The sequence below is a fragment of the Methanobrevibacter ruminantium genome (assembly GCF_016294135.1).
GTDB lineage: Archaea > Methanobacteriota > Methanobacteria > Methanobacteriales > Methanobacteriaceae > Methanobrevibacter > Methanobrevibacter ruminantium_A.
On the sequence record NZ_JAEDCO010000012.1, the window covers coordinates 23,308 to 43,956 of the forward strand.

General features: G+C 31.5%; 19 protein-coding genes. 16 read left to right on the top strand and 3 right to left on the bottom strand.

The window, feature by feature from the left end:
* Positions 1 to 80: 80 nt before the first annotated feature.
* The 3 genes from VW161_RS04345 (at position 81) to VW161_RS04355 (ending at position 4,054) form a co-directional block, all read left to right on the top strand.
* Complete coding sequence (locus VW161_RS04345; RefSeq protein ID WP_304103124.1) at positions 81 to 1,727, top strand: Mur ligase family protein; 1,647 nt, start codon at positions 81 to 83, stop codon at positions 1,725 to 1,727.
* Positions 1,728 to 1,803: 76 nt separating this feature from the next.
* Positions 1,804 to 3,426, top strand: a complete 1,623-nt coding sequence (locus VW161_RS04350; RefSeq protein ID WP_325192746.1) for a hypothetical protein — start codon at positions 1,804 to 1,806, stop codon at positions 3,424 to 3,426.
* Between the two features lie 7 nt (positions 3,427 to 3,433).
* A complete protein-coding gene (locus VW161_RS04355) occupies positions 3,434 to 4,054 on the top strand; it encodes a zinc ribbon domain-containing protein (RefSeq protein WP_304086870.1) in 621 nt (206 codons plus the stop codon).
* 38 nt (positions 4,055 to 4,092) lie between these two features.
* Here VW161_RS04355 and dmpI read toward each other — a convergent pair whose 3' ends face one another.
* Positions 4,093 to 4,281, bottom strand: a complete 189-nt coding sequence (dmpI, locus tag VW161_RS04360; RefSeq protein ID WP_304086872.1) for a 4-oxalocrotonate tautomerase DmpI — start codon at positions 4,279 to 4,281, stop codon at positions 4,093 to 4,095.
* A 257-nt stretch (positions 4,282 to 4,538) separates the two neighbouring features.
* Between dmpI and VW161_RS04365 the strand changes: the two genes are divergently transcribed.
* From VW161_RS04365 to VW161_RS04400, 8 genes are all read left to right on the top strand, one after another.
* On the top strand, positions 4,539 to 5,357 hold the full coding sequence (locus VW161_RS04365) for a hypothetical protein (RefSeq protein WP_304094142.1): 819 nt from the start codon (positions 4,539 to 4,541) through the stop codon (positions 5,355 to 5,357).
* Between the two features lie 161 nt (positions 5,358 to 5,518).
* On the top strand, positions 5,519 to 6,529 hold the full coding sequence (locus VW161_RS04370) for a CapA family protein (protein ID WP_304094146.1): 1,011 nt from the start codon (positions 5,519 to 5,521) through the stop codon (positions 6,527 to 6,529).
* Between the two features lie 81 nt (positions 6,530 to 6,610).
* Positions 6,611 to 7,066 carry a dCTP deaminase gene (locus VW161_RS04375; RefSeq protein ID WP_304103115.1) on the top strand — a complete coding sequence of 152 codons (456 nt, stop codon included), beginning with the start codon at positions 6,611 to 6,613 and terminating at the stop codon, positions 7,064 to 7,066.
* Positions 7,067 to 7,179: 113 nt separating this feature from the next.
* Positions 7,180 to 8,166 carry an ATP phosphoribosyltransferase gene (gene hisG, locus VW161_RS04380; protein ID WP_304086885.1) on the top strand — a complete coding sequence of 329 codons (987 nt, stop codon included), beginning with the start codon at positions 7,180 to 7,182 and terminating at the stop codon, positions 8,164 to 8,166.
* 446 nt (positions 8,167 to 8,612) lie between these two features.
* Positions 8,613 to 9,536, top strand: a complete 924-nt coding sequence (locus tag VW161_RS04385) for a CBS domain-containing protein (protein WP_304086887.1) — start codon at positions 8,613 to 8,615, stop codon at positions 9,534 to 9,536.
* A gap of 118 nt (positions 9,537 to 9,654) precedes the next feature.
* The gene (locus VW161_RS04390; RefSeq protein ID WP_304086890.1) at positions 9,655 to 10,590 is read left to right on the top strand and encodes a deoxyhypusine synthase; all 936 of its coding nucleotides are present in this window, start codon (positions 9,655 to 9,657) and stop codon (positions 10,588 to 10,590) included.
* A 273-nt stretch (positions 10,591 to 10,863) separates the two neighbouring features.
* Positions 10,864 to 11,271, top strand: coding sequence for a hypothetical protein (locus tag VW161_RS04395; protein WP_304103112.1), 408 nt, complete (start codon positions 10,864 to 10,866; stop codon positions 11,269 to 11,271).
* Positions 11,272 to 11,279: 8 nt separating this feature from the next.
* Positions 11,280 to 11,672 (top strand): type II toxin-antitoxin system VapC family toxin, encoded by a 393-nt coding sequence (locus VW161_RS04400; protein WP_325192747.1) that lies wholly within the window; start codon positions 11,280 to 11,282, stop codon positions 11,670 to 11,672.
* A 6-nt stretch (positions 11,673 to 11,678) separates the two neighbouring features.
* On the opposite strand, the gene VW161_RS04405 is transcribed toward VW161_RS04400, so the two are convergent.
* Positions 11,679 to 12,218 carry a hypothetical protein gene (locus VW161_RS04405; RefSeq protein ID WP_304094671.1) on the bottom strand — a complete coding sequence of 180 codons (540 nt, stop codon included), beginning with the start codon at positions 12,216 to 12,218 and terminating at the stop codon, positions 11,679 to 11,681.
* Between the two features lie 75 nt (positions 12,219 to 12,293).
* Entirely contained in the window at positions 12,294 to 12,941 is a 648-nt protein-coding gene (gene pyrF / locus VW161_RS04410) for an orotidine-5'-phosphate decarboxylase (RefSeq protein ID WP_304094678.1), read from the bottom strand.
* Positions 12,942 to 13,139: 198 nt separating this feature from the next.
* Here pyrF and VW161_RS04415 point away from each other — a divergent pair, with 198 nt between their 5' ends.
* The 5 genes from VW161_RS04415 to VW161_RS04435 all read left to right on the top strand — a co-directional run.
* Positions 13,140 to 14,264 carry a CDP-glycerol glycerophosphotransferase family protein gene (locus VW161_RS04415; protein WP_304094673.1) on the top strand — a complete coding sequence of 375 codons (1,125 nt, stop codon included), beginning with the start codon at positions 13,140 to 13,142 and terminating at the stop codon, positions 14,262 to 14,264.
* Between the two features lie 182 nt (positions 14,265 to 14,446).
* Positions 14,447 to 14,779, top strand: a complete 333-nt coding sequence (locus tag VW161_RS04420; protein WP_296854958.1) for a DUF2149 domain-containing protein — start codon at positions 14,447 to 14,449, stop codon at positions 14,777 to 14,779.
* 82 nt (positions 14,780 to 14,861) lie between these two features.
* Positions 14,862 to 15,593: a DUF2162 family putative transporter gene (locus tag VW161_RS04425; RefSeq protein ID WP_304094674.1), complete on the top strand. Its 732-nt coding sequence runs from the start codon at positions 14,862 to 14,864 to the stop codon at positions 15,591 to 15,593.
* Between the two features lie 70 nt (positions 15,594 to 15,663).
* Entirely contained in the window at positions 15,664 to 16,305 is a 642-nt protein-coding gene (locus VW161_RS04430) for a MotA/TolQ/ExbB proton channel family protein (RefSeq protein WP_304094681.1), read from the top strand.
* A gap of 52 nt (positions 16,306 to 16,357) precedes the next feature.
* Positions 16,358 to 20,649 (top strand): chitobiase/beta-hexosaminidase C-terminal domain-containing protein (locus VW161_RS04435; protein ID WP_325192748.1); only part of this gene is annotated, 4,292 nt, incomplete at its 3' end.

Genomic DNA, 20,649 nt, shown 5'->3' on the forward strand with positions numbered 1-20,649 from the left:
TAATTTATCAATTTGTATCAATTATTTACAATTATTTTTATCTATTATTTTTATTCTTATAAACACATTAAGGGATTGAAATGTCAAAAACATATTTTTTAAATGAATTAGCAGATTCAGTATCTTCTTTAAACACTTTTTCTATCGATCAGCTTGCAGATTCCATTGGTGGAAAGATTTATGGATCCAATGGCTATAAGGCTTCAAATGGATTTACAGGAATATTCGAAACATTGAATGAAGCTCATGAGGGAGATATTGTAATAAGGCATTGGATTAACGGCAGGGGTGTTGAAATAGCAAATGAGAAGAATGTCGCTTGCCTAATCACATTGACTCCTAAGGAAGATGCTTTGGAAATGGCAGAAAAACTCCAGTTTCCAGTGATTGTAGTTGATAGAATTGAATTTGCAAATGCATTTGCAATCAAATGGACAATTGACAATTTGGTTCCTGACTGCAAAAGAGTGGTAATCAGTGGAACAAACGGTAAATCCACAAGCTCCCATATGATTTATCATATCCTATCCCATGCAGGATACAATGTATTTACAAATACCGATGCAAAGTCTGAATTCAACACCTTGATTGACCCGATGGTTGCAAAATTGATTTCAGAAGAGGTTTTGGCAAATCAGGGAGTTGACCCAAGATTATTCAATTTCATATGTGACATTCCAAACAAGGAAGTATTTGATTATCTTGTCATAGAAGTTTCAGAAGTGCAAGGTTGGGGAACAGATTTAATGGAAAACCATGCATTGATCATGTCTTCAGCAATCAATCCGGATGTTGGAGTTGTAACAAATGTTGCAATGGACCATATTGGTCTTGTAAACTCAATAGAGGACGTTTTTGAAGAGACATCCGGTGTAGTTAAGGCTACAAGCAAAGGAGGGGTTGTCCTCAATTTTGATGATGAGAATGTCTTGAACATGAAACAGTTTTTAAATGATGGCGTTGACGCTTACTTCACTTCAATGGAAAAAGGTCTAATCGAAGATTATGATGCAAATAGTGATAAGAAAGTCTATTTTGACAGAGATGAAAAGAAGATAAAGTATGATGGTGAATCAATTTTAAGCTTTGAAGAGCTTCCATTTACCGGAGAGCATTTTATCCGAAATATCCTTTCTGCAATTTCTGCATGCATTTCATTGGAGATTCCAATTGAGGATATTGTAGATGGAGTTAAAACTTACAGGCCTTTAAGCAGAAGATTCACAAGGCTTTACGATGAGCCTATAGTCATTGATGACTTTGCACATAATCCGGATGGAATAAAGAACACAGTCAGGGCAAGCTATGACTTGGCAGAGCAATTGGATAAGAATGACTTGTATGTTGCCTGTGCAATCAGAGGTTCCCGTGGTGAAACATTGAATGGCCTTAATTCAGAGGCTTTGGCAGAAGTGATTAAGGAATTGCGTCACAGAAATGATGACTTGATTGAAAAGGACCCAAGCGCTAAGAAAAGAAAGATCTACTTAACATTATCCTCAAGCGTTGATTTGGTGGACCATTTGAATTATGTTGAAGACTTTGAAAAGGACATATTCTTTGCCAAATTGGATGAGAAGCATATCAAGTACAATCATTTTGAAAAGCTGTATGATGCTTTAGGATACATTATGGAAACTGCAGACAATGATGATGTTGTATTGTTGATTGGTGCACAAGGAATGGATCCTGCATCAGAGGTATTGAAAGATATTTTAGGACATTAAATAGTGTAGAATTATATTTTTACAAATTTTATTTACAAATCATTTAATTTATTATTTTTCTTAAAGAGTTGTTTATATGAGTGAATTTTGTTTTAGTTTCTTGGAAAATCAGTTTAGAGACATATACTTAGACTGTGCCCGGATGGATAAGAATCTCATTGAAGGAGATGGAGTGGAAGCTATTCTGATTGCTGGAAGAATAGCTGAAAAGATCGCTAAGGCAATTTTCGCTTATGAAGGAATCAAGGATGATGAAAACAGCCAATATAAAAGGATTGAAAAGTTAAATAAGGCAAATATCTTGCCGAATAACATAAAAAATGACTTTTCAAAGCTTAGAAGATTAAGAAATGATGTTTATCACAATACATTAAACAGTGATGGAACTGGTGGATTCAGACCATCACAACAAACAAATAAGCCTTATGTTCAGAATGGTGGTTTAAGGGATTATAAAACAGGGTTCAATGAAGTGAAAGATGATTCTTCATTTAATGATGATAATGAAATTGTCAACCCATCAACCAATCCCCTTTTATCTAAAAGCCCTTCAAATGATATAAGCGGTGAGCTTCAGGCTGCAAGTGAAGCACATAAGATCATCTTCAATATATGTGTCTGGTTTTATGTAAATTATTCTGGGGATAAGGACTTTATAAGGCCTAAATATAAGCTTAGCAGAAGAACACAGGATGCAGACTTCCTGATTAGGTTAAAATCAGCAATTAATGATGGCAAGGATTTCATAAGACTTAGGCAATCCAGTCCCAACAATGAAATCATACAGATATTGAATGAATTGTACATCCCTAAAGCAAAAGAGGAAAAGGATGAAAATCTTGTTTATGGAATTAATAATCAGGAAATAAAGATTAGACAACCAGATGTTCCCTATTCACAATGCTTGGGAATTACATATGACGATAATCTTTTCATGTGGAAAGCAGAGCATGGGGATAAGGAATTGGGATTATACCAATCATCTAAAGAGGCTTTTGAAGCAAGGGAAATTTATATCCATTCAATTCCAATGCCTAGAAAGATAGGTGGAGCATATTCCAAAGCAAGAGGAATCTCATTCAGCAAAATACAGAAGTTATGGTCTGCAAGCGTTAAGGGACAGATAATCTCATATCACTCAAGTGAAAATGAGGCAATCAAGGCAAGAAAGGATTACTTGAAGGAAAACGGTTTGGTTGATGTAAAGGTCAAAGGCGGCTATAAGACAATCACCCTTGAGGAAAGGGATAAGTTAAGGGCTAAAGCAAAAGAGAATGCTAAAAAGACCAAAAGTTCAAAGCCACTCAAGTCAATTGATTCAAAGTCAAGCATTAAGAAGGAAATGGCTAAAAGCAAAGATTCCAATAAAAAATCTAAATTGGATTATGCTAAGGAATTTAAAAAAGGCACTGAAAAAAATAAGGTCAAGGTTGAAAGTGGAAATAAGGTCCAAAAAGAAAAAGCTAAAAAGAAGGTTAAGGTTAGCGGTGGAGCTAAAGTTTCCAAATCCAAGTCCAAAAAGTCAGACTCAACATTAAGTCAGAAAAAATCCTCTAAGTATGAAGGTGTTTATTATGAGGGAGGATTATTCATGTGGAGTGCTGAAGTTGATGGCAAGCATTTAGGTTTATTCCCAACTGAAGAAGAGGCTCATGAGAAAAGAGCAGAATACATTAAAAAAAATCTTGAATTTTGGTGATGAGAACATGATGTCCAATTTTAAGTATTGTCCAATGTGTGGAACACAAAGAGAAGATGGAAGTCAATTTTGTAAAAATTGCAATTTTGAATTTTTAGTTGGAAAGTATGTAAAGTTAGATGATGAAAAGTCTTCTCAAGATGAAAAAATTGAAGTTGAAAAAGTCTCTCAGGAAGAGTTTGTTGAATCAAATGAAATGTTAAGACAAACTAAGGATAAAATTAATTGTTGTATTGCCAAGTATCTAAATTATGAACTGACTAATCAATATAATGAAACTTATGAAGAAAATATCAATATTAGTATAACTCAATACATATCCCATAGTTCAGATAGTTCATTTGATGACATTTTTGAAAAAGAGTATCTTGAAAAATTTGAAAATTTGATTCATGATGAAAAATTTGTAGATTCAAAAAATATTTTCATTCAATGGATTGGTGAAAATAGGGGTCACTTGCCAGGTATGGTATTGAATCAATATAAAGTTCCAATTCAATCAAACATTGATAGTTTGAAAAATGTAATTTCATTAGATCTGGTTGAGAGTGATGAGAATGAAAAGTTCAAGAATCTATTGAATGAATATTTGGATTTTGAAAAAGAGTTTTTAGAAAATTTAATTTAATTTTTTTTTTAAAAAAAGGAATTGATGATAGAAATTAATTATTTTCTATCACTTAACAATTCACCAGCTACTCCAATGCTTTCTGGAGGTAAAGCTTCCACTAAAACAGTGATTGCTTCAATTGGCAAATTGTATGCTTCCGCTACAGTTTCACTTACTTTTTTTACCATTTCTCTTTTATTTTCTACACTTATGTTTGGGTTTCCAACGATTGTTACTACAGGCATTATTTCACATCCTTTTTTTAGTTAATTAATTCTATTCTTTTTATTATAGATATTATTTTTCTTTTCTTGGTTATTTTTATTCTGGTTTTTATATTGTTATAAACTTGTTCTGAAATTATAATTATTTTAAGAGATTATATTTAATTAATAAAATTTATATGAACTTAAAAAATTTATTAAAGACTGTAAAATCATTTATATTAAAAATAAAAAGATTTAAATACTTTATAGTTAAAAATACAACTATAAATTATTTTTTGGTGATTCAAATTTCAGATAAATTCTATGACAAGGCATTTAAATTGCAAAGCATTAAGCATTTTGAGAGCTTATGCTTTAATTGTGGCATATTTATCGAATTTGATCACTTTATAAATTCAGAACTGGTGGATGATGGTGAAACTACCTACCATATGGATATTGCATTTGTAGATAGAAAGGGCTTCATTGCGATAGTTGAATTCCAAAGTTCTGTTGTAACTGAAGATGATGTCGACAGGTTTATGAAATATGCAGTTTTGACTCATCTTCGAGAAGGTAAAAATGTGCATATTTACGTTATAAGCACTGTAGAAGAACAGGATAGGGTTATTAGGCGAAAATGGAATTTATTTAACGAGTTTACTATTTATATTAAATCGTTAAAGTCTATTGATGGAAATAAAACTTTAAATAGGATAAAACAAAGAATAAAGAATAATGAAGTGAATAATGAAGATATTGCTGATTTAGAAACAATTATTTTTATGAAGTCTGATAAATCAGTGGTTGAATTGTTATGGGAAATAGCCACTTTAGTCAACTGTATAGAAAATATGGATGGAAATGAACTATATGATTTAAAAATGTTTTTAGAGATGTATGTAAGAAAATTTGTTGATGATGAGTATGAGGCACAAAAGCTAATGGAGCTGATTGAAATGAAGAAGGACTTGTATCATAGAACTGTTGACACTATTATGAGTAGAGGTGAAGCTAAAATTATAAATAATTTATTGGAAAATGGTTTTACTTTAGATGAGATATGTGCTATGGTTAATTTAGAGAAGAATTATGTATTGAATTTATTGAAATAATTATCTATAATAATATTTATTTAAGAATAATTACAAATTAAAATTTAATAAAGACAATTATTTTCAGTGATATGATGAATAAAAAAAGGTTTTTTTCAGTTTTAATTGTAATTTTTCTAATTCTTTTAGCCCTATCTATATGTGGAACAATATTATTGGGGATGGATGAGGGGCAATATGATTTAGGTCATGATGACGTTTCAATTGCTGTCACTGGAGATGTCATGTTTGGCCGTAAGATGCCTGCTGTTTTAGACTCTGGCGAAAGCCCATTCAGATTTGTAGAGAATGTAACCAAGAATGCAGATGTCTTGCTTGTAAACTTTGAAAACCCTGTTACCACTTCATCCCATGCAGTGAAAGGGGATGTTCCATTAAAGGCAAACCCTAAGTACACTTACCTATTAGCAAATGCAAACGATAAGGTTGTGGCATCACAGGCAAACAACCATGCATTGGATTATGGTGAAGCAGGTATGAATGAAAGCATCAAGAACCTGAAGGATGCGGGCATTTATGTTATGGGTGCAGGAAATGATGTCTCTCAAGCGACAGCACCTGTAAGCATTGACTGTGGCGATAGAAAGGTAACCATTTTGAACTATATGGATGCAGATAACTTTCAGGAATATAGGGGAGTAATGGATCCTGCAACAGCTAACAGTTCAGGATACTCAGCATATGATTCAGAGCTTGCCCAAAAACAAGTTCAGGAAGCTCATGATAATGGCTCAAGCATTGTTATCGCATATCTTCACTATGGAAACGAGTATAGCAGAAGCCCTAATGAAAACCAGAAAAAGATATCCCATGAGCTCATCAATGACGGTGCAGATATTGTAATCGGTTCACACACTCATGTAACCCAAGGTGTGGAGATGTACAATGGAAAACCTATTTTCTACAATTTAGGTAATTTCATGTTTGACCAGTCAAATCCTGCTACTCACACATCATATTTCTTGAATTTGGCTTTGCATGAGGATAATTGTACTGTAACCCTTTATCCAACATACTTATCCAACTATTTGCCGCACTTCATGGATGCAGAATCCGGTAAGGCATTGGTAAATGTGTTGAATCCACATTGTGATGAGTTGAAAGTCAATGATGACGGTACTGGTGAATTGACATTTAAATTAGGTAACAATACTTTAAATGCTACAGATTAATATTTTAATATTAATCTTTATTTTTTATATTTTTGATATGACAAAATTTTTATTTTTATTTTTATTTTTTGATGTGATAAAATGCTTGGTGAAATCGAACTTAAAAAACTCTTTCCAGACTTTGAGGATTTGGTTCAGCCATCTGGAATAGACTTGGAACTTGATGAGATATTCATTCAGAAATCTGGAGGTTCATTGATTGACAATGAGAAAAACCTTCCAGAAATTGAGGCTTTAGAAGGTCCTGTTTATACATTAAAACCTCATACTGCCTATTTGGCTTCAATAAAGCGTAAGGTGAAGATTCCTAAGGGATACACCATGCTCTACTTGCCAAGGTCTACCTTGCTCAGGTCTTTTGTTTCTGTTCAGACAGCAGTTGGAGACCCAGGATTCTATGGAACCTTGATGTTCATGATTTACAATCATGGTGATTTTGAATATAAGATCAAATCTGGGGATAGGATAGCTCAAGCTGTTGTTTATCCAGTTGAAGGTTCAGGTGAGTATAACGGTTCCTATCAGGAAGAGGAATGATTAAATAGATTTATATATTCCTAATAATAGAGTATAATTGAAATCTTATGATTTATATTTATTTTTTAAAATAAAGTTAATTTAAATTCTTATTAATTATTTTAGTTGATATTATGGTGGAAATAACAATTGGATTGCCTAAAGGCAGTTTAAATAATGTAAACAGAGGAAATACCCATCAATTATTTGTAGATGCAGGTTATGAAGTAAGAGGGTATGACCCTGGAAATGAATCTTATGAAATTGATATTCTTAATGATGAAGAGATAAGTGCATTTTTGACTCGTCCTCAAAGTACTCCTGTAGAATTGAACAGGGGCATGGTGGATATAGCTATCGTTGGAGAGGACTGGGTTTTGGAAGAGTCTGTTTTAAGTGAAAACGATATAACTAAAATTGGGGACTTGAACTATGGCCAAACCCGTTTGATTGTAGCTGTTCCTAAGGAATCTCCTTATAATGACTTATCTGAATTCTTTAGGGCTAACAAGGATAGGGACACTCCAATCTTATGCTTTACAGAGTATCCTAACCTAACCAGAAAGCACATTATGGAAAATGAGGCATATCAGGAAATCTATGGTGATGCCAGCCCATATGTGCAAGTGAGAGGATTAAGGGATGGAGACAATAAGAAGGTTCAGGTTATCAATTCTGACGGTGCTACAGAAGTTTACATTGCTAAAGGTGCTGACTTGATTGTAGACAACACTCAAACCGGTAGCAGCTTAAGAAAAGCAGGTCTTAAGGAGCTTGAAACCATTTTGCATTCTTCAGCAGGATTGTATGCTGGAATAAGCTGTGATGAAGAGAAGATGGCAAAGGCTAAAATGATTTATGAACAGTTATTGGGTGCTGTAACTGCAAGGAAATACTTTGATGTAAAATTCAATATTGCAAACGAATCCATTGAAAAGGTTTCAAATTATTTGGTTGAAAACAAGTTCTGCAGTGCAGAGCCAACTGTCAATCAAGGATCAAGCTTTTCACAGATTAATGTCTTGATTCCTAAAGAGCATTTCCCTGAAATGTTGGATGGAATAAGGGCATTAGGCGCTTCTTCAATTATAAGAAGTGATGTAAAGCAATATGTAATCTAATTTATTTGGATTGATTTCCAAATCCTTTTTCTTTTTTATTTTTATCTTATTTTATTCTATTTTTATCTTATTTTATTTTATTTTATTTTATTTTTATTTAATTTATCTTATTTTTCTCTTTTTAGTCATTTTATTCTTAAATAACTGTTTTTTCTCTTATTTAATTTAATTTAATTAGTCATGATAAATTAAGAATTATACATTAAAAACATGATAATTACATATTTTATTTATAATGATTTTTAATAAAAAAACAATATCTTTTTATATAATAATGTATAAATCAGTAAATAATAATGTTAAATGATGATAAATCATTATAATTTATTTGAATTTATCATTATGGTTCTTATTTATAATGATATTTTCAAAATCTGACTGTTAATTTAAATTGGTTAAGTGTTTTAATTGCAAAATGCTTATATTTTTACATTTAGGTGTCTAAAATGTTGACTTCTGTACAAAAGGAAATTTTACAGACTTTAATTAATTTGTATCAAAATTCAGATGGCAAGTCCATTAAGGGTGAAGACATTGCTGAAGTGATGAACAGAAACCCAGGTACCATCAGAAATCAGATGCAATCCCTTAGAAGCTTAAGTCTTGTAAAGGGAGTGCCAGGACCTCGTGGTGGCTATAAGCCTACTATTGAAGCATACCATACATTAAACATTTCAGTTTCATACAGCAATGCTAAAGTTCCTGTCTATAAGGAAAACAAAAAGTTAGAGGATGTTTCAGTAGCTAAGATTGAGTTTACAAGTGTACCGCACCCTGGTGAATGTGAAGCTGTCATTAAGGTTTTAGGAAGCATTAAGGATTTGCATGTAGGAGATGTGATCCGTGTAGGTCCTACTCCTGTCAATAACCTTGGTGTTATTGGTGAAATCGTAGGAAGGGACGATATGGACAATATCCTCCTCTTGGATATCAGCACTATAAGAAGCATTCCTAAAAACTCCGTTTATGAGATAGCTACATTGGATTTGATTTATCTAAAGCCTGGAGATTCAATTAAGGATGCTGCATGCTTGCTTTCTAAAAACAATATCGATGGAGCGCCAGTAATTACCGAAGGTGTAGCTATTGGTATGGTTTCATTGGTGGATATTGTAAAGGCATTGGCTGAAGGAAAGGAAAATGAAGACGTTAGGGATATAATGTCCAAGCGCTTGTTCTTCATTGATAAGGATACAAAGATAGCCTCTGCTGTTTACAAGATGTATAAGTTTGGAATAAGCAGATTGATTGTAGTTGATGATGATTACACTCCTATCGGTGTTGTTACCCGTACTGACTTGATTGAAAAGATTACAAATCTAAACAATTTCCCATTGTTGAATGATAACGATTTGGAAGATGAAATTTAATTTTAAATCAATTAGAAGAAAAATTGTCTTTTTTTCATTTCTTCTATTATTTTTTATTTTTTATTTCTTTAAATTTTTTAATATTATTTTATTATTTTAGTTTTTAAGTGTGGATTATATGAAAGTTGATCAATTGAAATTAAAGAAGGAAATGACTGTTAGTGAACTGATTGAACAGTTTGACAAATCAGGCGTTTTAGGAGCTGGAAGAGTTGCTAGAGCTTCTAATTTGCTTGTTGACATGATTAATGATGAGAATATGGACATCTTCATGAGTTTAGGTGGTCCATTGGTTCCTGGGGGAATGCGCAATATCGTTGCTGATTTAATCAGGGAAAAAAGAATCAAGGTATTGATGACAAGCGGAGCTAATATCACTCACGATCTTCTCGAAGCCTTTGGAGGCAGGCATTATAGGGACCTTGGAACCAATGATGAAGAGCTTAATGATGCTGGAATAGGCCGAATTGCTGATGTTTACACTCAAGGGGAAGACTTTGAACTATTTGAAAGCGAGATAACCAAGATATTTGAAATCATCAGCGAAAAGTTGGATAATGATGAGGATAATGGAATAATTTCCATTCAAAGGCTTTTGAAGGAAGTTGGTCTTTTGATTGATGATGATAATTCAATCCTCAGGCAAGCTGCATTGAATGATGTTTCAATCTTTGCTCCAGGGCTCATTGACAGCATGTTCGGTCTTCAGTTATGGATGTTTACACAGGACCACACTCTCGTAGTGGATGCTGTTGGAGACATGCATTACTTGTCAGACCTTGTATTTGAGTCTGAAAAGATTGGTGCAGTTATGTTAGGTGGAGGTCTTCCAAAGCATTACACCCTTGCTTCAAACCTTTTGAAGGGAGGAATAGATGCAGGCCTTCAAATAACTATGGACAGGCCTGAAACCGGTAGTTTAAGCGGTGCTCCTTTAGAAGAGGCAAAATCATGGTCCAAGGCAAAGCATGGATCCAATTTAGTTACTGTCATTGGTGATGTGACTATCATTTTCCCATTGATAGTGGCTGATGCATTGAATAGAATCGATTAAGTTATGGTTAAGACTTAATCTCTTTTTTTCTTTTTTTTATTTACATTATCATTTTTCATTCTCTTTTTAAGTTTTTAAACCTATGATAATTTTTTATTTTAAGTATAGTTTACTATATTTAACTATTTTTCTAAAATAATGATAATATTTACTTTATATTGTAAAATAAGAATTATTTAATCATTATATTTAAATATAATTAATTTAAGATATTATTTTAAATAGTATAACCAGTAATTTTAAAATTTTTTATCAATTCAATGTTGTGTTAATATGGATTTAAGTAGAATTAATCTTTTCAATATTCTTGCTGTAGTTCAAAGAATTCCTTTAATAAAAAGGTATATTGATACTTCTAAAAACAATTATAATTCTAAAAAATCAGTAGAAGACTCCCCTAGGGCTACATTGGATATTGATGAAGATCTTAAAAGGAGATTGGAGACTAGATCTAAAAAAACTGGGTTTAGCGAACATTATTTGCTAAATTCTTATATATTTCATGGCTTAAATGAAGATGGAAAATATGAATGTGAAGGAGGTATGACTCCTGAAGAAATTTTTGAGATTTTAGATCATGATTTGCTTGAAGGAGATTGGGTTTCAAATGAACTAGCAGGATTAGTTGAAAGCAAATATATTACTAATGCTATTAAATTAAAAAAGGATAGCTATAAGTGAGGTGTTCAATGATTTTTTTAGATAGCACTTATTTAATAGGCTTAATTTTAAAAAATGATTCATTATATTATAAATCTCACCTTTTGAAACCTTATTTGGGTGATGAAAATAAAATAATCAATAATACTGTTTTTAATGAGGTTTTAAACAGTGTAACTTCAAATAATTCTCATTATGATTTAAATCATATAAAAAAATTATTGCTTTCTTTTAATATTGATTTTTTAACTTCAGATGATTACCTTGATTCATTTGATATTTTTGAGTATTATAATTTTTCAGTTAATTTTTCAGACTGCACTATCCTAAATACTATGCAGAATTATAATATTAATCAAATAACTTCATTTGATTCTGATTTTGATAAAATAAAAGGAGTTAAAAGAATTTATTTGAAATAAAAAAAGTTATGCGATATAATTTTCAAACAATAATCTTGCTATTTCATAGGCTATTTCAAAGCATAGGAAATAGATAAAGCTCCAAATGTTCAATAATCCAATTAAAACAAGCAATAGAATCACTACTTTTAATGCAAACCTATAATCGAAGAAATACTCTAGAAACTTGCTTTTTGAATAGATTTTCTCATTATCGTTTCCTATCTCATCGATTATGGCTCCAATCATGCAGATTATAATTGTGATAATGGAAAGATATGTGAAAGATTGCAATCCAAGAAATAGGAATGCTATGATAAATGAAGCCATTGTTGCGATATGATGAATTCCATCAACCTTAAAAGCCAAGATGTTTCCGATAAGAATTGCTATGAAGATGCAAGCTGCATCCAAATCGATTGAGCATGCATAAGCTGTAAAGAGTCCGCAGACTATTCCAAGCAGAATAGCTATTGCCTTATTTGACTTTTCATCATATTCATCATCTGAAAGCTTCATAAAGAAGCCAGAAAAGAAATAGGATAAAGCTAAACTAATATTAAACAAATTTACACCTTTTTAACTGAAATATGAAATAGAATTATTAATTTATTAAAATTAATTTAATTTATAATTTATTACTTATTGTATTGAATCAACAATGTCTTTAGTTGCCTTTTCAGGGTCTTCTGCATTGTAAATGGATCTTCCAATGATCAATGCATTGGAGTATTTCAATGTTTCCCTTGGGTCTCCACCTTGGGTTCCTACACCTGGAGAAATCATGAATGCATCTTTTCCAACTATATCCCTTATTTCAGATAATCTTTCAGGTCTTGTGGATGGTGCTACATAGTTGGTTATTCCCATTTCAACACCCATTCTTGCTATTTCATCTGCATTAGGCTGGAGGAACTTGATTGCTCCGGGGTGAGACATTTCAGTTAAGAGGAATACTTCCCCGCCATGGTCTTCTGCAGATGTCTTGCATGCATCTACACTGTCTGAACCTACAAATCCATGACATATGATTGCATCTGCACCGGCATCAAAGGTTTGGTTAGATATCTTTTCATTGGTAGCTGGAATGTCTGCTACCTTGTAATCACAAATTACCTTATAATCAAAGTTATCCTTAAAGAATCCAATAGTTGACAATCCTTCAGCAAGGGTCAATGGATATCCGATCTTTATTGTATCAATGTACTCGTTGATTGATTCGCATACCCTTTCCGCTTCATTCAAATCCATTAAGTCCATTGCAAGTATGATATTGTTTTTCACATCCATGTTATCAAATTCCATTTCATATTTTTTATACTATTATTAGTTTGTATTTAATTTGTTATAATATTATTTATTTTAGAACTTAACCAAATTCCTCTAAAATATCTAAAAGTATATAAAATTAGTTAAATAGAATTAAATATATAAAAAATTTTTTTATCAATTATTTTTATCAATAATAGCTTCAAAGAGGTCATTAAAGTGTATGAAAAACATAAGATATATGCAAAAATATTCAATATTCTTAGGAAATTTCCACAAAAGAATAATAAGATAACGCTTTTAACAAACAAGAACCACTCATTTGAAGCTAATTTGGAATATATTGCAAAGGAACTGGACAATAGGAACAATGCAGGAAAGAATTATGAATACAAGTTCATTCCTAAGGATTCCTTGTCATTTAGTAATATCCGCGACTTTGCAAGTTCAAAATACGTATTTTTGGTTGATAATTTCTTCCCTCTTGCATTCATGAATGTGGAAGGCATGAAATGGGTGCAATTATGGCATGGAACAGGACTCTTCAAGAAATTCGGTTATGATCTTTTAAATGATGAGGATAAGAAAATAATGGAGATGTTTGCTCCTAAGATTGATTTGGTGTCTGTAAGCAGTGAAAATGTAGCGGATATCTATGCCCGCAACTTCTATGTTGACAAGTCAAAGGTCAAGCCATTTGGAGTTCCTAGAAATGACTTCTATGATGAGGAACACTTGTCTGATGATTATTTGTCCAACTTAAGGGAATCATTTGAAAAGGATTATCCACAGCTTAAGGGTAAGAAACTGGTTCTTTATGCACCTACATTTAGGGAAGATCCTAAAAACAATGCTGTTTTCGCTTACTTTGATGTAGAAAAGTTCCTTAATGAATTAGGTGATGAATATGCCTTAGCCATTCGTCTTCATCCTAATTATAAGAGATTCTGTGATGAGGAGCACAACATTGATTTGGAGGATTTGACCAATAGGTATGATATAATCAACTTCACTGGATTCAAGGATGAGCAAAAGCTTCTAATTTTGGCTGACATTTTAGTGGCGGACTATTCTTCAATCATGGTGGATTACACTATCTTGAAAAAGCCTGCAATACTATTTGATTATGACTTAGAGGATTATCTTTACAAGGAACGTGGATTCTACTTTGATTATGAGGAAATGGTTCCGGGAAGGATAGTTTACAATATCGATGAATTGATAGAAGCAATCAAGGAAGAGGACTTCAGATTGGAGAAGATGGATGAGTTCTTGAAATTCCAATTCGGTGAATTTAAGCCAAATTCATCTAAGCTTATTTTAGACTACATTTTAGAAGATTAGAAAAGCATTTTTCTAATCAAAACACTATTTTTCATTAAATTTTACTTTATATTTTCTCAAACTGGTTAGATAAACTTATAAATCTTTTTTTATATATTATAGTATAGTGAAAATTTTTAATTCAGGTTTATTAAAAAAATTTTTCATAATTATTCTTTTATTACTTTAAAGAAGGTTTTCTAATGGTTAGAAAGAAATCTAGACGCCGAAAACGACAGGAAGAGGATCCTATGGCTGGAACAACAAACCTTGTTGATGCAATGCTTGTTCTTGCACTTGGATTCCTGATTTTTGCTGTTATAGGCTGGAACTTGCAAAGTGTTATTTTCAGTGACATGTCTCCAGAGGAGCGACAGGCTACCATGGAGTCAATCAAGGACATCACTAATGTAACACAAGGTGAAAAGTTAAACGAAACTCCAGACACTTCAAACAGCTCTGGAGAAGGTTATGTAGAACAGGGTAAAGTTTACAAGGATTCGAAAACGGGTAATCTGATTATGGTAGAGGGCTAATTCTCTTATCATTTTCTATTGTTTTTGAATAATAATTTATAAAAAAATTGAACTTAAGAAACATTAATAAAATTGTGATAGGATGAATCTATTGGTTAGTCTATTTGGCGCAATTATTTTAGCAGCAGTTCTTTTATTGGGAATTGGAACTGGATTGTTATCCAATTTCTTTAAGAATGACTTAAGGAAACATTTGATAATTTCATTGCTGATTTCCATAGCAATCGCTTTAATAATAATTGCATTAAGCCCATTTTATGAAAGTTTAATAGGATTGACAGTGAATAATTTCTTCTTCTATATATTCATGGCAATCATTGCCTTGATTTTAGGAATATTCACTTTCTATTATTGGCAAAAAGAAAAGCAATATGACAATATTTTAAAGGGATTATTGTACTTTGATTTCATACCAGTATCCTATGGATTGCTTCTAATGTCATCTGCAGCATTGTCTCCAAGCTTTGTATTTGACACAGCCAATTTCTCAATGACTATCTCAACAGTTCATTTGGCTATCATCATAGCGGTTTTATTGATGTTAATAAGCGTCATAGCTTATAGGTTTTCAGATTTCATTGAAGATTATCGTGTTACACACTATCCAATCATTTATGGAAGCATGATGGTGATCTTTGCATTCGTATTCATTGTATTTGGATTCTTTGTGCCTACAATAAGCCAGGTGCTTGAGTATCCATCTACACAACTGACTTTAATGCCAGTTGATGCAGGAATAGGTCTTATAGTAATATTAGCTATTTGCTTAGGCATTGGAGCATTATTCAAAAAGAGAAACAATAGGTTAAAATAAGTTAAAATAGTTTTATTTATTTAAAAAAAATTATATTTATTGATATTTATTTATAGGTGATTTAATGGCAATGGCAATTCCCGGTGGTGACTTCTTAACCACTGGACTTAACTTGATTTCACAAAGTCTTTTGATACCGGTAGTTATCATACTATTGATTTTTGTAGTGGTTGTAGTGGTTTCATTAGGTGGACTCATTTACGAATACACCTCAAGAACAAGGGTTTCTGTAGATGAGGTCTCCAATCTGATTTTGGATATGTCCGCTTCAGATTCTGTTGATTCATTGAAGGCAAAAATCAATGGCTCTCCACTTCCACAAGCTCAAAAGAATCTTTTGGTAAAGATAGCAAGCACAGAAAACTTGACTGATGCTTCAAGAGAGGCATTTGCTCGTAAATTGATTGAAAATGAGGAAAACTTGACAGACAAGTCTCTTGAAGTGACTGATATCATCACCCGTATTGGACCTACCTTAGGTTTGATGGGTACCTTGATTCCACTTGGAACAGGTCTTGCAGCACTTGGTTCCGGGGACGTAAACACATTATCACAATCCTTGATTGTAGCATTCGATACAACTGTTGTAGGTATTGGATCAGGTGCAGTGGCTTACCTTATTTCAAAGCTTAGAAACAGATGGTATGAGGAGTATTTATCTAATTTGGATGTATTGTCTGATGCAGTATTGGACTTCATGTCTAAGCATTAGGTGAATTTTTTTCTTTATTTTTTAATTTTTATTTATTGAGGGTTATGATTTTATGGAATTATATGGAAGGTTTTTATTTTTATTTGTTGTGTTGTTTTTGTTTTTCTGTTGTTTAGGTTCTGTTTTTGCTATTGATAATTCTGATAGTGTTTATGTTCCTGATGAAATGGGTGCTGGTTCAATTTCCAGTTCTTTAAATGTTGATTGTAATGGAAATGTTGAAATTGATGATGATTATGTAGATAAACTTTATTTAAAATCAGATATTTCATCAAATAATAAATCAGATAAAGAAGATGTTTTAACAAATAGTTCTAGTCCAAGAAGATATGTTAGTGATGTTCCAGTTGTGAACAAATCTTCTGTTGTTGATGGAGGGTCTGTTAGCACAAAAGGCACAAAGACTAAAACCAAGATTGTTGCTTCTAATTTGAATATGGATTATTATGATGGAAGCAAATTAATCGCTTATATAAAAACCACTTCCAACACCCCTATCAAAGGAGTGAAGGTTACTTTCAAAGTAAATGGAAAAACTTATAACCGTACTTCCGATTCCAATGGAAAAGTAGTTTTGGGCATTACCAATGGAATTACCTTATATCCAGGTTCCTATTCTTGCCTTATCAAGTTTGCAGGGAATTCTGCATATGCCGCATCAAATAAAACAGTGACCATCAATGTTAAAAAATGGAATACTAAAATAACTGCAAATAATCTGGCTTGTTATTATAACGATTCTATAAATCTAGTTGCTACTTTGCAAAACAGCAGCAACAAAGCCATTAAAGGCAAATCCTTGAGCTTTATAATCAATGGCGTCACTTATTCTCGAACTACTGATTCTAGCGGCAAGGCAACTTTATCTTTGCCTAATTTGAATCCCGGTTCCTATTCTTGCCTCATCAAGTTTGCAGGAGATAAAGTAAATGCCTCCTGCAATAAAACTGTAACAGTAATAGTCAATAAAATCCCAACTAGTCTTTATGCTTATGGCTTGAATCTTACCTATGGTGAGGATAATAAGATTTTTGTAAAAGTTAAAGATAATAAAGACAATATTTTGGAAAATAAAAGTGTTTATCTTATATTGAATCATGCCCCTCATGGAGTAACAGATGAAGAAGGAAGAATAAGTGTAATTGCACATCCCCCAGGTGTTTGGAATTGCTTTTATTCATTCTTTGGAGATGAATATTATGAATCATCTGGTCTCACTGTAACTTATTCTATAGGTGTTGCCAGCCCTATTGTTAATTATGATAGTGGCATTTATAATGATTCCAATTTAACTGTTTCCATTTCAGTTTTACACGGCGAAACCATATTTTATAGTTGGGATAATGGAATTAGTTGGAATGAAAGCCTAAATAATGTTTCTTGCACAGTAATGGATGGTAATTGGACTTTAAAGACTTATACTTCATTAAATGGTTATAATAGTTCAACAGTTCAAAAAAATTTTCTAGTAGGTAATCTTCCACCTAATGTTTGGGCCAGTTATGAATCAGGCATTTATAACGATTCCTTTTCTGTGGAGTTATTTGCTGAAGATAGTAATGATGAATACCCCTTGATTTATTATACTTATGATGGCAGTTTGCCTAATGTAAATAGTAGTGTTTATTCTTATCCTATTTATGTTTCTAATAGCTCCAATTTTACTAACTTGAGGTTCTTTGCTATAGATAAGTATGGTTCTAGAAGTAATATTGTTAATGTTTATTATTTCTTTGGGGATGTAATTGCTAATTTGAATAGTGGAAAAATTTTTAACAATGTTCAAGAGGCAATTGATGATAATTGTACTTCTAATGGGGATGTTATATGGGTAAGTACTGATATTTTTGGTCCTGTAAATATAAATAAAGAAGTTATTTTAAAAGCTTGCAGTCATAAGCCTGTAAATTGGTATGGAATAAATGACCAATCAATTGTAAATATTGTTTGTGATAATGTAATTATAGACGGTTTTAATTTTACAGGATCCAATGTTTTTAATTTAAAATTTGCTAATAATTGCTCAATTTTAAATAATTATGTTTACGTTGAAAAGGGATATGGCTTCAAGATTTTTCATTGTTCTTATTGTAATGTAATAAATAATACTTTTTATGCAAATAACTCGGAAGTCACTGCTAATATACTTAGTGCTACAAATCATTGTAGTATTATAAGTAATAAAATATTAGTAGTAACTAGTCAATGCTATTTAAGTTTTTCTGAGTTTAATGCATCTGATGGTGTTTATAATTTAAATGTTAACCATTCTATTGCTAGATTAAAGAGTAATTTAACTAATTTAATTAATAAAGAAATTATTATGATTATAGATGGCATTAGATACGATTCTTTTACCAATGATTATGGCGAGGTTCACTTGCCCCTTAGTTTATCTGAAGGTTTGCATGAGGTAATTTTGTATTTTAAAGGAGATCGGAATTATTTAAGTACTTATAGATCTTTTAATTTATTTGCTGTGGATAATGAAGAGGATATTACTATTTCTACAAGTTATGATAGTGGTTTTTATAATACTTCTAATTTGTTAGTTAATTTCTCTTCATTTGAAGGTGCAATTATTTTTTGTAGTTTTGATAATGGTTCAAGTTGGAATAAGTTTAACAATAGTATTTGTTATAATTTGACAGAAGGAGTCTGGGACCTTTTAGTTTATTGTTCTCTATATGATTTTAATAGTTCCATCTATAATTATAGTTTTGTCATTGGCAATTCTTCTCCTTTAGTTTGGTCAAATTATGGTTCAGGCATTTATCAAGAATCATTTTATGTTAATTTAAGTTCTTTTTCCAGTATAGATGATGATATGTTAATATATTATACTTTAGATGGCAGTTTGCCCACTACTGAAAGTTTAATATATAATCATCCCATATTTGTTTCTAACCAATCTACTTTAACTACTTTAAGTTTCTTTGCTAGCGATAAATATGGCCATATCAGTGATGTAATTTCTATTAATTATTTCTTTGGAAATTTGATAGTTAATTTAAACACGGGTAAAGTTTTTAGTACTGTTCAAGATGCTATTGATGATGCAGATACCTCTGTTGGTGATGTTATCGAGATTAGTTGCAACTTAAATGAGTCAGCGGTTTTAAATAAAAGTGTTAACTTAAGATCTTGTGATTATCATCATGTTAATTGGACTACTAATTATCCTAATTTCTTATTATCTTTAAATGGGGTTAATGATATATTTATTGAAGGGTTTGTTTTTAATTACTTTGATGAGGGGGTTGTCATTAATCTTAATGGCTCTTCTAATTGCATAATTGTTGATAATATTTTCTTAATGGGTGATGGAATTTCAATTCTTGATTTTGGTGAAAGTTATTATTTTTCATATAATAATTCTATTTTATCTAATAGTTTTTTAGGCAATTCTAGTGCTTTTATTCTATTGAATAATATTGAAAATTACTCTTTTATTGATAATTATTTTAATCAATTTAATAAAGTTAAAGATGGATTTATCTCTTCATTGACTCATTGTAATTTGGGTTATGGATATGGTATTTTTTTAAACTCTTCTGTTAATTCTGTATTTTATGAGAATAATTTTGTTAATGGTTCTTTCGCTTTATGTATTAATAATTCAATTAATAATTATTTTGCAAATAATAGAATTTATAATAATTCAAAAGCTATAGGGTTAGAAGGGGCAAATAATGTGCTTTTTAATAATTCCTTTGCTTTAAATGAGTTTGCTATTGTTATTGATGGCATTAATAATAGTATTATTAGTAATGTAATTGTTGATAATGATTGGGGCATTTATTCTAATGTTTCATCATTCAATCTTAGTGTGAATTTTAATAGAATTTCCAATAATTATAATTTTGGAGTTTTTATAATTGATGGTTCTGCTAATGCTTCTAATAATTGGTGGGGCCATAATAATGTATCTTTAGGTGAAAATAATTGTGATTTGTATTTTACCAATAATTCAAATGTTAGTTATGAGTCTTATTTGGTTTTAAGTATTTATGCAGATGAGTATAAAATTAAAAACTTTTTTGCTGAGAATTGTTCTTTTCTAGCGGATTTGACTCATAATAATTTAGGAGAGGATGTTTCTATTTGGGGATATGTACCTGATTGTGATATTATCTTTGATATGTCCTGTAATTATTATGATTCTGAGGATAACTTAGTTAATGAAAATAATTCTTATGTTTCTAAATTAGCATTAGGCAAGTCTTCACATATTTTTGATTTAAAATTAAATAATAATGTGTCTGTGTTTTTAGATAATGAAATTGTATCTTATTTTATAGGTTGTCCCCCACAGTCTTTAGCTAATATTTCTATTAGCAGTAC

Bases quoted from the DNA above. Each gene is read 5' to 3' on its own strand.
- VW161_RS04385 (WP_304086887.1), top strand. From the start codon at position 8,613: ATGTTGACTTCTGTACAAAAGGAAATTTTACAGACTTTAATTAATTTG.
- VW161_RS04355 (WP_304086870.1), top strand. From the start codon at position 3,434: ATGATGTCCAATTTTAAGTATTGTCCAATGTGTGGAACACAAAGAGAA.
- VW161_RS04400 (WP_325192747.1), top strand. From the start codon at position 11,280: ATGATTTTTTTAGATAGCACTTATTTAATAGGCTTAATTTTAAAAAAT.
- dmpI (WP_304086872.1), bottom strand. From the start codon at position 4,281: ATGCCTGTAGTAACAATCGTTGGAAACCCAAACATAAGTGTAGAAAAT.
- VW161_RS04370 (WP_304094146.1), top strand. From the start codon at position 5,519: ATGGATGAGGGGCAATATGATTTAGGTCATGATGACGTTTCAATTGCT.
- VW161_RS04430 (WP_304094681.1), top strand. From the start codon at position 15,664: ATGGCAATTCCCGGTGGTGACTTCTTAACCACTGGACTTAACTTGATT.
- VW161_RS04390 (WP_304086890.1), top strand. From the start codon at position 9,655: ATGAAAGTTGATCAATTGAAATTAAAGAAGGAAATGACTGTTAGTGAA.
- hisG (WP_304086885.1), top strand. From the start codon at position 7,180: ATGGTGGAAATAACAATTGGATTGCCTAAAGGCAGTTTAAATAATGTA.
- VW161_RS04375 (WP_304103115.1), top strand. From the start codon at position 6,611: ATGCTTGGTGAAATCGAACTTAAAAAACTCTTTCCAGACTTTGAGGAT.
- VW161_RS04395 (WP_304103112.1), top strand. From the start codon at position 10,864: ATGGATTTAAGTAGAATTAATCTTTTCAATATTCTTGCTGTAGTTCAA.
- VW161_RS04420 (WP_296854958.1), top strand. From the start codon at position 14,447: ATGGTTAGAAAGAAATCTAGACGCCGAAAACGACAGGAAGAGGATCCT.
- pyrF (WP_304094678.1), bottom strand. From the start codon at position 12,941: ATGGATGTGAAAAACAATATCATACTTGCAATGGACTTAATGGATTTG.
- VW161_RS04350 (WP_325192746.1), top strand. From the start codon at position 1,804: ATGAGTGAATTTTGTTTTAGTTTCTTGGAAAATCAGTTTAGAGACATA.
- VW161_RS04345 (WP_304103124.1), top strand. From the start codon at position 81: ATGTCAAAAACATATTTTTTAAATGAATTAGCAGATTCAGTATCTTCT.
- VW161_RS04425 (WP_304094674.1), top strand. From the start codon at position 14,862: ATGAATCTATTGGTTAGTCTATTTGGCGCAATTATTTTAGCAGCAGTT.